Below are 14,530 nucleotides of genomic sequence, written 5' to 3'. Positions count from 1 at the left end.
AAGCCTTCATCATATTTGACCACAAAAACACCCCTAAAGTTAGAATTGGTTCGTCTAACTTTAGGGGTGCACATCAAGAAAACAGGCTTTTTCAAGTGCACTACAAAATTGGTTTTAATCATTTAGTGTGCAGTATACTTTGGAGTTTCATCATTTAAGATTTAAAATAAGGTCTCAACGCATTGCTTAAATCTGCAAACTCCTGCAGAGATAAAGTCTCTCCTCTTCTAATTGGATCAACACCGGATTTTTCCAAACCTTGTAATATCAATTCCTTCTTTGCTTTCCCTTCCGGCAGCTGGGACACTAGATTATTTAAAATTGTTTTTCTTCTTTGTGCAAAGCTTGCTCTTGTAATTTCAAAGAAGAAAGCTTCATCATCCACCTCTACCGCTGGCCGGTCTCTTACTGTAAGGTGTATGACAGCGGAATCTACGTTCGGCTGTGGTACAAATACAGTTTTAGGAACTATCATAGCAACTTCAGCTTTTGTGTAATATTGAACCGCTATGGATAGTGAACCATATTCTTTTGTACCAGGAGCTGCTGCCATACGATCAGCAACTTCTTTCTGAAGCATGACAGTAATGCTAGCGAGTGGCAAGTGTTCTTCAAGAAGCTTCATAATGATTGGCGTCGTAACATAATACGGCAAGTTCGCTACCACATGGAGATCTTCTACCTGATCAGTAAATTCTTCTTTAATAACTTTTGCTACTTCCGCTTTCAATATATCCTCGTGTATGATTTGGATATTATCATAAGCCGACAAAGTATCCTTTAAAATCGGCAAAAGACGCTGATCTATTTCAAAGGCTACAACCTTCTTACAGTTTTTTGCTAATTGCTCTGTCAACGCACCAATACCCGGTCCTATTTCAATTGCTCCGCTCTCAGATGTAACACCTGAGTGCTGCACAATATTTCGCAGGATATTTGTATCGATTAAAAAGTTCTGACCAAGGCTTTTCTTAAATGAAAAGCCATACTTATCCAGAATCTCTCTTGTTTTAATAGGGGTTGCAATATCTTTATTCATTTATTTCCACTCCATTTATATGTTCGATTGCCTTCATAAACTCTTCCTTAGTGATGCCAAACATCTTTAATCTTGTATATAGCTGTTTGCCATTAGCATAGCCAATATTCAGGTAGCGACCTAACCTTTCCCTTTTTTCAGCTGATCCGGGACCTCCAATTAAACCAAATAAAATCAAATCATCCATACTTATCACTTCTTCTTGATCCGTATCCATTTGCTTGGCATTTTTTAATGCCTCTCGGATGGCTTCATCAGATGCATGTTCAACACCCAACCCGCGTCCTGATTTATGGATAGCTAAGTGTTTCGGCAAAAAGGCATGCTGGCAACCAGGTACTTCCTGTGAAATAATCTTCCGTATTTTTTCTCCAGGAAAATCAGGATCTGTAAAGACAATTACTCCTCTAACCTGTTGAGCCAAGCGAATTTGATTGAGAGTTTCTTGATTAATAGCTGAACCATTGGTTTCTATTGTATCTGCATTAAGGGCACGTTTAATGGCTGTAGTGTCGTCTTTTCCCTCAACAACAATGATTTCCTTTATCTTCATTTTCCCTCCAAAAACTTTTTATCTAAAATTTGTAATTAATAATTGATATATTCGTGTTATTTTTGTAATATTAATGTAATGTTAAGTTGATTTACGTTTAACTCTGCCTATTATAACGCAAAAAAACAGCGGATACGAAATCCACTGTATAAATTACCGTACTATTTAACGAATAACTTTTATTTTCACCCTTTTGACACCCCAGTTATGCGCTTCGGCAGTTGTGGGGACATAAACATCAATTTTATTTCCATTTATGGCACCGCCTGTATCTCCGGCAACCGCATAACCATACCCTTCCACATGCACTTTTGTACCTAGTGGAATGAGATTCGGGTCTACAGCTATCACTTTTCTGTTGGGATTCTCACGCAGGTCAATACCAACTGCTGTTTTACCTGAGCAGCCGGCACAGTCAACCGTATAGGCAGTGGCTGTTACATAATACTCTTCATCTGTCTCATTCGAATTATCTTTAACATGAGAGAGTGATTTCACTTCGTGTTTTGTTCCAACAGAGGTTACCTGATCTATACTCTCTTTAACGACCGTTTCTGAAATCAATTTTTTAGACACAACTTTACCATTTTCTTTTGTCAGCTCATACTCTTTGCTTACAACGCCATCCACACCTTTAGTGGTCACTTTGCGCTTACCGGCATTTAAGGTTCCATCCTTGCGGGTGATGGTCTCATATGGAATAGGTTCTTCTACTACTTCTTGATCTTTTTCTATTCTTGTAATGGTCAATGACTTATCTTTAGTAAGCTGTTCATTTAATCCGGGTTCCACACGATCTAGATCTCCAATATGGATATTAGCTCTATTTAAAAAGTCTGTTACAGTTGTTGAAACAGTCCAAACTGTTTTTTTATCCCCACTATCATTTACAGTGACAGGAAATGCCTTTTCAATATATATAGCCATTCCAGCTTCTATTTTAGCTGTCTCTTCATGAGAGAGGACATCCTCATTTCTAAGCTGAATATTTTCTTCTTTTAAAACATCTCCAACTGTCTTGGCGGTCGTAGCCAAACTTGCTTCCTCGCCATCTATAATCATCTTTATATCGACAGCCGGTTCCCATACAATCTGTAAATCATCTTTTACTTTAGTCGATTCAGGTATGCTGAGATAATCTCCTGAATTCACTGAAATGTCATGTTCTGCAAGTAATTCACTAATGGTATCAGCATGGGTTTTTACCTTTTGCTTTTCTCCATCCAGGCTCAGTGCCACTGTCTTCTTTGTTCCTTCAAAAAATAAGACTCCCGAAGTTATTAGAAACACAGCGATACTAGTCATGATTAATATTACCTTTGGCGTTTGCCTCGGCCTGGAAAATAGGTTTTTCATGTATTGATTCACGAAAAAATACCCCCTTTTCACTGAATGAATTATATAAATAGATAAATAAGCTTGTCAAACAATACCGCTTTCACATCCATATGGCTAACTGCCGTCTGGATTGAAAAATAAAGACTAACTCCCCTATCTATCATGTTATATCCATTCTCTAAAAAGAGGGTAAATTCCTATTAAGTCAATTTAAAAAGTGTATTTGCATTCTTCATTGTTGCCTCGGCAACTTCTTCATATGAAATCTCTTTTAATTCCGCAATTTTCTCTGCAACAAGCTTCACATAGCCAGGTTCATTTCGTTTTCCTCTAAACGGGTGGGGAGCTAAATAAGGACAATCTGTTTCAATTAATAATCTGTCCAATGGCACAGCCTTTGCAACCTCTTTTGGTTTAACTGCATTTTTAAAGGTAACCGGACCACCCAAAGAAATATAAAAATTCATATCCAGGCAGATCTGTGCGGTTTCCACACTGCCACTGAAGCAGTGCATAATTCCGCCGACCTCTTCTGCATGCTCCTCCTTCAGAATCTCCACTACATCCTCTGTAGCATCCCTGTTATGTATAATGATGGGGAGCTTAAGTTTTTTAGCAAGCTGGATCTGGCGGCGAAATACATCTTTTTGAATATCCTTCGGAGATTTATCCCAATGATAATCTAATCCTATTTCTCCGATTGCCACTACTTTTGGGTGCTTAGTCAATTCTTCAATCCATTCCAGATATTCGTCTGTTAAATCTATTGCATCTACCGGATGCCAACCAATAGCCGCATACATAAAATCATATGCCTCAATTAGTTCCATTGCGCGTTCAATAGTCTTTTTATCAAAACCGACTACTATGACTCGCTCCACTCCATTAGCTTTAGCGCGCCCAATTACTTCTTCCAAATCATTTTCAAATTGCTCATCATTTAGATGCACATGTGTGTCAAATAACAATGTTAGCACTCCTTTACCAAAAATATCCACTTTATAACCGATTAGGCAAAAACAATAGGGATGTTTCACATGTAACATCCCTATTGTTTTATTCATTTATTTAACTTGCGCTCCATTTGGCAAGGATTCCGCAATAGATGCCAATGCTAATTGACCATCCAGACTTCCCGCCAGAATCATCCCTTGAGATAAAACACCACGAAGTTTGACCGGTTTTAAATTGGTTACACAAATAACCTTTTTCCCAATCAATTCTTCTGGTTTGTAATGCTCCGCAATACCTGAAACAACTTGACGTTCTTCATAACCGAGATCCAGTTGTAGCTTTAATAATTTATTTGCTTTTGGTACTGGTTCACACTTTATTACTTGAGCTACTCTGAGCTCAACCTTTTTAAAGTCATCAATTGTGATCTCTTCCACTTCTGTTGGTTGCACGGTTTCCTTTTTCTCAATCTGTTCCGGAGCAGTTGGTGCAGTACTTTGCATCGCTTCCTTGATATAAGTTACCTCTTCCTCCATATCCAAACGTGGGAAGATTGGCTGCCCCTTCTTAACAGTGGAATTTGCAGAGATCAGTCCGAACTCTTTTAAGCTATCCCAACTTTGCAATAAAGGATCCTCACAATCTAATTGTTCAAATATTTTTTTAGGAGTTGCAGTTAGAAATGGTTTCAGCATAATCGCTATTCTTCTTAATGACTCTGCTAAATGAACCATTACTGATGCCAACTCATCCATTTTAGCTTCATCTTTCGCTAAAGCCCACGGTTGAGTTTCATCAATATATTTATTTGTGCGGCTTACTAATTGCCATATAGTAGACAATGCAACGGAGAACTGCATTTCATCCATAGCTTCTTCATATTTCACTACAGTTTCCTTATTTGCCTTCAACAATTGTTGATCAAATTCGCCTTCTGACCCTTTATAAGCAGGGATTCTTCCGTCGAAATACTTATTAATCATTGCTACCGTTCTGTTCAGTAAATTTCCAAGATCATTGGCCAAATCAAAGTTAACTCTTTCTACGAAACCTTCCGGAGTGAATACACCATCCGCACCGAATGGAACTTCTCGTAACAGATAATAACGAAGGGCATCTAAACCATATCGATCAATAAGTGTAACAGGATCGACTACATTCCCTTTAGATTTGGACATTTTTCCATCTTTCATTAATAACCAGCCATGCGCGAATACCTTCTTAGGTAGAGGGATATCAAGGGCCATTAACATGATTGGCCAATATATCGTGTGGAAACGAACGATTTCCTTCCCAACCAGATGGACATCTGCTGGCCAATAATTCATGTATTTGGAATCATCATCCGTGCCATACCCTAAAGCCGTAATATAATTGGACAGTGCATCAATCCATACGTATATAACATGCTTTGGATCTCCTGGCACCTTAATTCCCCAGTCAAATGTTGTTCTGGAAACAGCCAAATCCTCCAAGCCAGGCTTTAAGAAGTTATTAATCATCTCATTTTTACGTGATTCCGGCTGGATAAACTCTGGGTTTTCTTCGTAAAACTTCAACAAACGGTCAGCGTATTTACTCATTTTAAAGAAGTAAGATTCTTCTTTTACCTTTTCAACAGGTCGTCCGCAATCAGGGCAGTTTCCATCTTCTACCTGTCTATCAGTAAAGAATGATTCACAAGGAGTACAGTACCAGCCTTCATACTGGTCAAGGTAAATATCGCCCTGATCAAGCAAGCGCTTGAATATCTTCTCGACGATTCTTTTATGTCGATCCTCAGTTGTTCGAATAAAATCATCATAGGATATATCAAGCTTTTTCCACAAGATTTTAATGTCTCTGATCATTCCATCCACATATTCCTGCGGGCTAATTCCTTTTTCTTTTGCTTTTTGCTGAATTTTTTGTCCATGCTCATCTGTACCAGTCAGGTACATAACATCATATCCCCGCATTCTCTTATAACGGGCCATAGCGTCTCCCGCTACGGTCGTATATGCATGCCCAATATGAAGATTTCCACTTGGGTAGTAGATTGGGGTCGTAATATAAAAGGTATTTAATTTTTCCTTCATCATTTCTCACTCCTTAAAGGCCTTGCAATAAAGTAACGTAACTTTCTAAAAATGTAATACATAATAGTCCATTATAAAGGAAATTTGATTATTTTTATACATATGAACACAGAGCTGTTTTGGAAAATATCCTCGATTAATTTCCTTGAAAGATTTTTCACAAATAATTATTGTAGACAATACGTATTAATTATATAGATATAATTAATTTTGTAATAAATTCTTTAAAAATATGTCGAATATGTTTGATTTATTTCGAATTTTTTATAATTTACATTCAATTTCGACATGTAATTGATTCATATACTGTAATAAACTGTCATTTTGCAGCGTTTTTTCACTGTTTTTTACATAAATTAAACTAAATATGGGACAAACTACTAATTGTGTGCGGTCCAAAATCATTGACGGTTTTGGGAATGCTTGGTATTATGAAAACATCCTTTAAATTTTGTCGAATAATGACGAATTTTATTAAAAAAATATTATACTATGAGAGGAGCATTCCTATGAAATCCACAGGTATTGTACGTAAAGTAGACGAACTTGGTAGAGTGGTCATTCCAATTGAACTTCGTCGTACATTGGGAATTGCAGAAAAAGATGCTTTAGAAATCTATGTTGACGATGAAAAAATTATTCTAAAAAAATATAAGCCAAACATGACTTGCCAAGTTACTGGTGAGGTATCTGACAACAACTTCACGCTTGCTGATGGTAAATTAATCCTTAGCCGTGAAGGAGCAGAACAGCTTCTTAAAGAAATTCAAGAAAACTTGGTTGTAAACAACTAATTAAAAAGCTTCCCTACTAGGGGAGCTTTTTAATTAACTTTTAATTTAATCCTCTTCAACATGATAGGCCTGATAGATTTCTCTTTTTTGAAGACCCCTGTCTTTTGCTACCTTTTTAATCGCATCATTTGGTTTAAGGTTCTCAGACTCGATATAGAAGTCAACATGCTCTTTCACTTCCAGCTCCATCCACCAGGCAGCTTCTGAGGTATCTTCCTCTTGCTTTATAGAACCCTCTGTAACGATAACAAACTCACCACGAATTTCATTTTCATTTGCCCATTGTAAAACCTCAGACATCGTTCCTCGAATATACTCTTCAAACTTCTTTGTCAGCTCTCTCGCCAATACTACTTTACGATCCCCAAAATATTCATGCATTAAATTAAGTGTTTCCTTTAATCGGTGTGGGGATTCATAAAAAATAATCGTAGAATCCTTACTCTTTAATAACTCCAATTCTTTCTTTTTCTCTCTACGGCTGCGATTCAAAAACCCATAGAAGTAAAATGGCTGTGGTACTATGCCAGAGGCAATCAAGGCCGTTAAAGCGGCATTGGCCCCTGGTAGTGATATGACCTTAATATCTGCCTCTATACAAGATTGTACTAATTCATAACCTGGGTCTGATATAGCTGGCATTCCGGCATCACTTACGAGAGCAATTTGTTTACCATTTTTCATTTTCTCAAGTAAGGATTCACCGCTCTGATTCATATTATGTTCGTGATAGCTCACTAATGGCGTGTGAATATCAAAATGGTTACAGAGTTTCTTTGTATTACGTGTATCCTCTGCTGCAATAAGATCTGCCTGTTTAAGGATATTTATCGTGCGAAATGTCATATCATCCAAATTGCCGATTGGTGTAGGTACTAAATAGAGAACGGCTTCATTCTCATTCTCAAAGCTTTTTTGAGCCTTCATTGTCGGTTCCTCCCATCTGTACAATCCTCTCTTTGGTGCTCCTGCTTAATTGTTTAAAGCGATACTCCGCCTTCAAAGCCTCTGTCTTCGTTTCATATTCCTCAAGATAACGAAGCACCACAGGCCTCCTTCCGCGTGTATATTTGGCACCTTTCCCTTCATTATGTGTATGCAGCCTTTTTGCGACATCATTTGTATACCCTGCATAAAAACTGCCATCTGCACACTCGAGTACATAAAAATAGTGTTTATTCTTGTCCATCAATAATTGTTTTCAATTCCTTTGTATATTCATTATTTTCATCATAAACAACTAATGGAGGCAGTAATTTCAGATCTGGGTTGCCACCTTTTATTCCCTCAATCAGAATCGTATTTGCCTCTTTATTTGCCTTTGGGTATACGAATTGGAGACGCTTAGGTTCCAACTTATACTTTCTCATTAATAATAGAATATCCATTAGTCTGCCTGGCCTGTGAACAAATGCAGCTTTACCGCCATTCTTTAAAAGCTGGCTGCTCACTCTGATTACATCCTCTAATGTACACTTAATTTCATGTCTGGCAATGGCGAAGTGTTCATTTTCATTTTGAATTTCTTTTGAAGGTGTCAAAAAATAGGGAGGATTACAGGTAACAACATCATATTTATCGTGGCCAAGGATAGGGATAATCTCATTTAAATCTTCATGATACATTGTAATTCTCTTATCCAGCTTATTGTATTCAATACTTCTTTTAGCCATATCATAGAGGCGCTCCTGTATTTCCACTCCATAAATGTTCCCCTTCGTGCGTGTGCTGAGAAGGAGTGGAATAACGCCATTTCCTGAACATAAATCAACCAAATTCCCTTTTTGTATGGGAACATAAACGAATTTAGATAATAAAACAGCATCCAGCGAGAAAGAAAACACACTTGGGCTTTGTATAATCCTCATGGGCTCTCCCAATAAATAATCCAGACGTTCATCATCTTTTAAAATATCCAATCTACGATCCGCTCCTACCTATAATACAAATCAAAATCATTTATAAAAATAGTCTTTCCTATCGATAGGAAAGACTATCTTTACTTCTTATTTAAAAATGAAAGACAAAACAGGCAATCTCCATCTTTCCGTGGACTTCCAAAGTGTAGATTACAAATATGGAAACCTTCCTGGTATAATCTTGCTAAATTATCGTAGCCCTCTCCGACATCCATTAGCTTATTGCCTTTTTTTGCTTGCTTTTTTTGAGAAACCACAGGTTTTGTCTTTTCCAAATCCAGCAAACGACGTCGGACATTCTCATTTTCTAACTTGAGGGAATTATTTTCTTCCAATATTTCAGCAAGATGTTCTTTTAAATCTCCCAGTTGTTTATATAGATCTCCAATCTGAGCTTCCATGCTGCTAACTGAATCGAAAATTTCCTTTTTATTCATCAACACCCACCACCTTATTAATCTGTGGCTTGAATCGAGAAGGTGCCTTCCTCCATCATCTCATCCAGCGTATATTCAACTACTCGTTCTTTACCCTGCAATTCTATTTGCATGATTTTTTCAAGAATGTTAAGACCTATCACCTTACCACGACCAACTGGAGTAACCACGTACTCGCCTAAATCAGGTAGCTGCTCTTTTGCGCTTTCATATTCATCATTTTCATACTTCAAGCAACACATCAAGCGTCCGCATAAACCTGAAATCTTCGTTGGATTAAGTGATAAGTTTTGGTCTTTGGCCATTTTAATAGAGACAGGTTCAAAGTCTCCAAGAAATGTGGAACAACAAAGCATCCTGCCGCAAGGGCCAATGCCTCCAAGCATTTTTGCCTCATCTCTAACACCAATTTGTCTTAATTCAATACGTGTTCGGAATATGGCAGCCAGGTCTTTAACGAGCTCACGAAAATCAACTCTTCCATCAGCAGTAAAATAAAAAATTACCTTATTACGGTCAAAGGTATACTCAACATCTACCAATTTCATATCCAATCGATGTTCAATTACCTTTTCACTGCATACCTGAAAAGCCTGCTCAGCAATTTGCTTATTTTCATCTACGATGAGACGATCTTTTTCATCAGCAATTCGAATAACCTTTTTTAGTGGGAGAACTACATCATTTTCCCCAACCTGTTTTTTGGGTATTACAGCTTTACCAAACTCTACTCCGCGTACTGTTTCAACTATGATGTATTCATCCTTGGCTATTTCTAAATCCCCTGGGTCAAAATAATATATTTTACCCGCTTTTTTAAAGCGGACTCCTACAACATCATACAAGTGTAAACCCCTCCTGAAGGTTAAGCACAAGCTGCTCCATTAACAGCTGTGGGTTTATATTAGCCGAAATTTTTCTTTTAGACTCTAATATTTGGTTCATTTGATGCGCCAATCTTTTTTGGGATTGCTGAATGGCCAATTGGCGAAGCCGTTCCTCCATATCTTTGTATACAATCTCTTCCGGCCTATCCAGCTGTATATAAAGGAGATCACGATATATATTCAAAAGAAGCATTAAGCCTATTTCTGTTTGTTCTCTTTCTTTAAAATGCGAAAGCCAACTCTCCTGAATAACCATAATGGCATCTACAGGATTTTTCATTGCTTCAAATAATTTTACCACTATTTTTTGGGCTTGTGCAAACCACTCATCCTCATTTAACGACAAACCTTCCTCGACACTATTCGTCAAACTGGCAATCAGGGAAGCCTTAACAGCAGGGACTCCTGCCTGGATCAACTGCTTACTTAATTCCTTAGGATTTAACGGCATAAAGGATATCGTCTGGCAACGGGAAAGGATTGTTGAAAGCATGCGGTGTAATTGGTCTGTAAGCAAAATAATTGTTGTTCCTGGATGAGGTTCTTCTAAGAATTTCAATAAGCTATTTGCCGCTGAAGCCGTCATTTTATGTGCATGTGTAATAATATACACTTTCTGAGATGATTCAACTGCCTTTTTTTGAAATTCTTCATGAAGCAATCTAATTTGTTCTTTTTTTATCGATAAACCATCCGGTTCAATAACGTGTACATCCGCATGATTTTTATGGTCAATCTTTTTACAGTTTGCACATTCCTCACATGGAAGATAACCGTCCTGGCGATTTAAACAAAATAAAGATTTAGCCAGAAGAATACTTGTCTCTTTTTTTCCGGTACCACGCTCTCCTTCAAAAAGATAAGCATGGGCCACACGATTCTTCATTAAGCTATTTTTGAGCATTGTTGATACTCTTGGTTGTTGATTGGCTAATTGATCCCACGTGTTTATCATGCTTTATTCCTCTCACTCTCACTGACTATATCTTTCATTTAAAATTGATAAAACTTATCCACTGGCACCACAAAAACAGTGGCTCCTCCTACTTCCACCTCAACCGGATAAGGTACATAAGAATCAGCATTGCCACCCATTGGTGTGATAGGTGTAACCAATTGCTCTCTTGATTTGCAATTTCTCTGTATAATCTCAAGGGCTTTTTTTACCCTCAGTTCTTCAGTACCTATCATAAAAGTCGTATTGCCGGATTTTAAAAATCCTCCGGTAGAAGACAACTTAGTTGCTCGGAAGTTATTGTCGACCAAATCACTTAATAATTTAGTACTATCTTTATCTTGTACTACCGCTATTATAAGTTTCATGGCTAAACCCCCCTTAGGATATAAAGAATGATGATGCCATTCAAGTTGTACCCTTCTATTATACCAGTTATTCCGCAACCATAAAGCAATTCAAATGATAAATATAAAACCCTAAAGCATTAGCCTTAAGGTTTTATGTCAATAAATGTCTTTATTTGATGAAGGGTTTCTTGATATACCCTTTCGAAACTTTGATTCGCATTAATCTCCCTTATTCTGTCGGGTTCATTTTTACTCAATATCTGGTAGCCTTCATATACTTTATGGTGAAATTGTAGCTTCTCCATATCCAGACGGTTTACTTCCCGACCTTTATGCTTCTCGATTCTTTTTAAACCAATTTCAGGTTCAATCATAAAAAATAGGGTGAGTTCAGGCATCGTATCTTGGATAGCAAACCGATTAATTTCTCTAACTTCATCTATTCCTAACCCTCTCGCATATCCTTGGTATGCCAGTGAGCTATCTATAAACCGGTCACATAAGACAATAAAACCCTCATTTAATGCGGGTACCACTTTCTCCATTAGATGCTGCCTGCGCGCAGCTGCATATAACAGTGCCTCTGTCCTTGGGTCCATTTTAGTATTATCGCGATTTAAGATAACCTCTCTAATCTGTTCGGCAATAGGGATCCCACCAGGTTCTCTTGTCAGTATTATTGAGTAGCCTTCCGCTTTAAGCTGCTCTCCCACTTTTGTTAGCACGGTCGTTTTTCCGGCCCCTTCAGGACCCTCCACCGTTATAAAAACTCCACGTTTCAAGGTAGTAACCTCCAATAATCAAACTACTAGATAGTATATCATATGTCGCTTATTCAAAGACTTGTATGTGGTATTGGTTTAAATATACTCCTCCTTGAATTTTAGCTCCTTTATTCACCAGAGATAAACACTTCTGTACCATTTCATTTGTGATAGTTTCTCCTCTTTGAATGAGCGGGATACCAGGAGGATATGGCGTTATCGTTTCTGCTGAAATCTCACCATAAGCATCTAATAAAGATATTCGCTTTTGTGAAGTTTTGTCCATCTCTTCATAAGATATAGCCAATACACTTTCCTTATCTTCTTCAGGTGTTTTCCAGGTCTCAATATCTGATCTTGTTTGAACTTGTCCTTCAATAATCCAATTAATCTTTTCTAGCCTTTGTATGATTTCATTAAAAGGATAAGATTGATTACTCTTCAATAAAGGCAGAATAAACAAGACGTACTGTTCATCAGCAAGTTCCGAAAATATCCCTGCCCCCTCCAGTAATTTCTGCAAATTGAAACCAGACAATCCATTCTTATGGTAGAGAATAAGCTTCAAAGGATCATAAATATCACTATCTTTGGGCTCGAGGATTCCTAGTTCCTCATGTCGGGATAAATAGTCTTTAAATTGTCCAAGCTGTTCCATTAGATGTTTTTTATCCTTATCTGAATAGCCCTCGAGATAAGCTCTAGCCAAATCAAGAGAGAGCATAATAGGATAGGATGGACTGCTGGATTGCAGCATTCCTAAATATTCTTCCACATGTTCCTGGCTTATCGAATTACTATTTATATGTAAATAGGAGCCCATAGTCAAAGCCGGTAGTGTTTTATGTGCGGATTGGACAATGATATCTGCTCCCATACTTATAGCAGAGGATGGAAAAGGAAGCCCAGCAGCAAAGTGGGCGCCATGTGCCTCATCCACTAAAACGAGGAGTCCCTTCTTATGGGCTTCCCTAATGATAGGTGATAGATCAGTACCTAAGCCATAGTAATTTGGATACGTAACAATAAGAGCCTTTGCTTCTGGATGTTCATTCAAACTATTAGAAAATGTTTCATATGAAACACCCATTGAAATACCAGAACCGCAATCGATTTCCGGCGCTAAAAATACTGGATTGGCTTTAGCTAATTTCAACCCATTCATCACAGACTTATGGCAATTTCTTTGAACAATAACTTTATCTCCGGCCTGTATAGTCGCCAATATCATTGCAAGATTACCGACAGTGGAGCCGTTCACAAGGAAATAGCTTTTTTCCGTCTGGTAAAGCTTCGTTAATAACGCCTCTGCTTCTTTAATCCCTTCTTCAGGCTGATGCAGATCATCGAGTCCAGATAGTTCAGTCAAATCCCAGGCCATTACCGAACTAAAGCTCTGAGGTGCTTCCTCATGATGAATTATACCGTTTTTATGTCCTGGGACATGCATGGATATAGGTCTCTTCTTTTGATGGCCCTTGAGCATATCTAATATAGGCACTTTTATCGATTTCTTTCCCACTCCTGCACCTCATCCTTCAATTGTATCAATCCAATAAAAAGGCTCCTTCCAACTGAAGGGGCCAGGTGCTTCTATTATAAGGATGATGTATAACTGGATTCAAGTTATAGGTTTATGAGATCTATGAGTATGTACCAGTAATATTCATCTTTCTCAATTTTTCTATATGCTTTCTATAAATAGGATCATTTGTTTCTGTACGAACCAATGCGGCTTCACATTCAGTACATATATAAATATTGTAAAGATGTATTCCTTCTTGTTTACGGCATTCACAAATTGCACATTCTTCATACGAGGAATGATTGATTTCACTTTCACAGTTGGCCATTTACTACACCTCCATACCCCTTAGTATCGCCATCCGTCACCAATTGTATACAAAATTTCCAATTTATATACTATTGTATGCCCATAATAAGATTTCGTTGTATGTCTTTCTAAATGGCCAACATATAAAGTTACTCATACCTGCCCTTGAAGATTATTACATAAAAAAATGGAGTGATTCAAGGCGTATCAAGGGCATAGATGGCGAAGGTGTATACCCTTCAACCCTTTATCAGCGCCGATGTAGAATTGATGTTCTTGTATACTTCTCCTTCATACATCTAACACCTATCATGTAGGCTAGATGCTTCATAGGTATGACATAGATATAGGTTAGACACTTTCCCTCGTCTTTTTCATACCTTTCATACACCTTTACCCTAACATAGAAAGTTATTTTATAGTCATGGGATAGCTAAGAAAACCCACGGATTATACTCGCCTTTGGCTCACCTACTACGCACTTTTTTAATAAACAGATATAAATGAGTAGGGTCTATCTCTTTATCTAAAAAGCACACAAAAAAACCAGCTCATCAACTGAACTGGTTTGGATTGCCCGGCAACGTCCTACTCTCACAGGGACTCGCGTCCCAACTACCATCGGCGC

General features: G+C 37.8%; 16 protein-coding genes. 1 reads left to right on the top strand and 15 read right to left on the bottom strand.

Going from position 1 to position 14,530, the window contains the following annotated elements; genetic code table 11:
• Positions 1-154 precede the first annotated feature (154 nt).
• From rsmA to metG, 5 genes are all read right to left on the bottom strand, one after another.
• Positions 155-1,039 (bottom strand): 16S rRNA (adenine(1518)-N(6)/adenine(1519)-N(6))-dimethyltransferase RsmA, encoded by an 885-nt coding sequence (rsmA, locus tag AC58NB_RS17200; protein WP_497428020.1) that lies wholly within the window; start codon positions 1,037-1,039, stop codon positions 155-157.
• On the bottom strand, positions 1,032-1,592 hold the full coding sequence (gene rnmV / locus AC58NB_RS17195; RefSeq protein WP_497428019.1) for a ribonuclease M5: 561 nt from the start codon (positions 1,590-1,592) through the stop codon (positions 1,032-1,034). The genes rsmA and rnmV overlap by 8 nt, the downstream gene beginning before the upstream one ends.
• Before the next feature lie 165 nt (positions 1,593-1,757).
• A complete protein-coding gene (locus tag AC58NB_RS17190; protein WP_497428018.1) occupies positions 1,758-2,960 on the bottom strand; it encodes a resuscitation-promoting factor in 1,203 nt (400 codons plus the stop codon).
• 170 nt (positions 2,961-3,130) lie between these two features.
• On the bottom strand, positions 3,131-3,898 hold the full coding sequence (locus AC58NB_RS17185) for a TatD family hydrolase (protein WP_497428023.1): 768 nt from the start codon (positions 3,896-3,898) through the stop codon (positions 3,131-3,133).
• A gap of 96 nt (positions 3,899-3,994) precedes the next feature.
• Positions 3,995-5,962 (bottom strand): methionine--tRNA ligase, encoded by a 1,968-nt coding sequence (gene metG, locus AC58NB_RS17180; RefSeq protein ID WP_497428017.1) that lies wholly within the window; start codon positions 5,960-5,962, stop codon positions 3,995-3,997.
• 503 nt (positions 5,963-6,465) lie between these two features.
• On the opposite strand from metG, the gene abrB reads away from it, so the two are divergent.
• The gene (gene abrB / locus AC58NB_RS17175; protein ID WP_497428022.1) at positions 6,466-6,756 is read left to right on the top strand and encodes a transition state genes transcriptional regulator AbrB; all 291 of its coding nucleotides are present in this window, start codon (positions 6,466-6,468) and stop codon (positions 6,754-6,756) included.
• 45 nt (positions 6,757-6,801) lie between these two features.
• On the opposite strand, the gene rsmI is transcribed toward abrB, so the two are convergent.
• From rsmI to AC58NB_RS17125, 10 genes are all read right to left on the bottom strand, one after another.
• Positions 6,802-7,683 carry a 16S rRNA (cytidine(1402)-2'-O)-methyltransferase gene (gene rsmI / locus AC58NB_RS17170; RefSeq protein ID WP_497428016.1) on the bottom strand — a complete coding sequence of 294 codons (882 nt, stop codon included), beginning with the start codon at positions 7,681-7,683 and terminating at the stop codon, positions 6,802-6,804.
• Positions 7,661-7,945, bottom strand: coding sequence for a GIY-YIG nuclease family protein (locus AC58NB_RS17165; RefSeq protein WP_497428015.1), 285 nt, complete (start codon positions 7,943-7,945; stop codon positions 7,661-7,663). The genes rsmI and AC58NB_RS17165 overlap by 23 nt, the downstream gene beginning before the upstream one ends.
• Positions 7,932-8,624 carry a tRNA1(Val) (adenine(37)-N6)-methyltransferase gene (locus AC58NB_RS17160; RefSeq protein WP_497428021.1) on the bottom strand — a complete coding sequence of 231 codons (693 nt, stop codon included), beginning with the start codon at positions 8,622-8,624 and terminating at the stop codon, positions 7,932-7,934. The genes AC58NB_RS17165 and AC58NB_RS17160 overlap by 14 nt, the downstream gene beginning before the upstream one ends.
• A 131-nt stretch (positions 8,625-8,755) precedes the next feature.
• Positions 8,756-9,112, bottom strand: a complete 357-nt coding sequence (gene yabA, locus AC58NB_RS17155) for a DNA replication initiation control protein YabA (RefSeq protein WP_497428014.1) — start codon at positions 9,110-9,112, stop codon at positions 8,756-8,758.
• 17 nt (positions 9,113-9,129) lie between these two features.
• Positions 9,130-9,957 (bottom strand): PSP1 domain-containing protein, encoded by an 828-nt coding sequence (locus AC58NB_RS17150; RefSeq protein ID WP_497428013.1) that lies wholly within the window; start codon positions 9,955-9,957, stop codon positions 9,130-9,132.
• Positions 9,950-10,954, bottom strand: coding sequence for a DNA polymerase III subunit delta' (holB, locus tag AC58NB_RS17145; protein ID WP_497428012.1), 1,005 nt, complete (start codon positions 10,952-10,954; stop codon positions 9,950-9,952). The genes AC58NB_RS17150 and holB overlap by 8 nt, the downstream gene beginning before the upstream one ends.
• 38 nt (positions 10,955-10,992) lie before the next feature.
• Complete coding sequence (gene darA, locus AC58NB_RS17140) at positions 10,993-11,322, bottom strand: cyclic di-AMP receptor DarA (RefSeq protein ID WP_497428011.1); 330 nt, start codon at positions 11,320-11,322, stop codon at positions 10,993-10,995.
• 125 nt (positions 11,323-11,447) lie between these two features.
• Positions 11,448-12,086 carry a dTMP kinase gene (gene tmk / locus AC58NB_RS17135; protein ID WP_497428010.1) on the bottom strand — a complete coding sequence of 213 codons (639 nt, stop codon included), beginning with the start codon at positions 12,084-12,086 and terminating at the stop codon, positions 11,448-11,450.
• A gap of 49 nt (positions 12,087-12,135) precedes the next feature.
• Entirely contained in the window at positions 12,136-13,590 is a 1,455-nt protein-coding gene (locus tag AC58NB_RS17130; protein ID WP_497428009.1) for an aminotransferase class I/II-fold pyridoxal phosphate-dependent enzyme, read from the bottom strand.
• Positions 13,591-13,711: 121 nt separating this feature from the next.
• Positions 13,712-13,921 (bottom strand): sigma factor G inhibitor Gin, encoded by a 210-nt coding sequence (locus tag AC58NB_RS17125; RefSeq protein WP_497428008.1) that lies wholly within the window; start codon positions 13,919-13,921, stop codon positions 13,712-13,714.
• Positions 13,922-14,530: the final 609 nt, after the last annotated feature.

The sequence above is a fragment of the Pradoshia sp. TA40_28 genome, from assembly GCF_059694525.1.
This window is presented reverse-complemented; position numbering and strand designations above follow the sequence as displayed.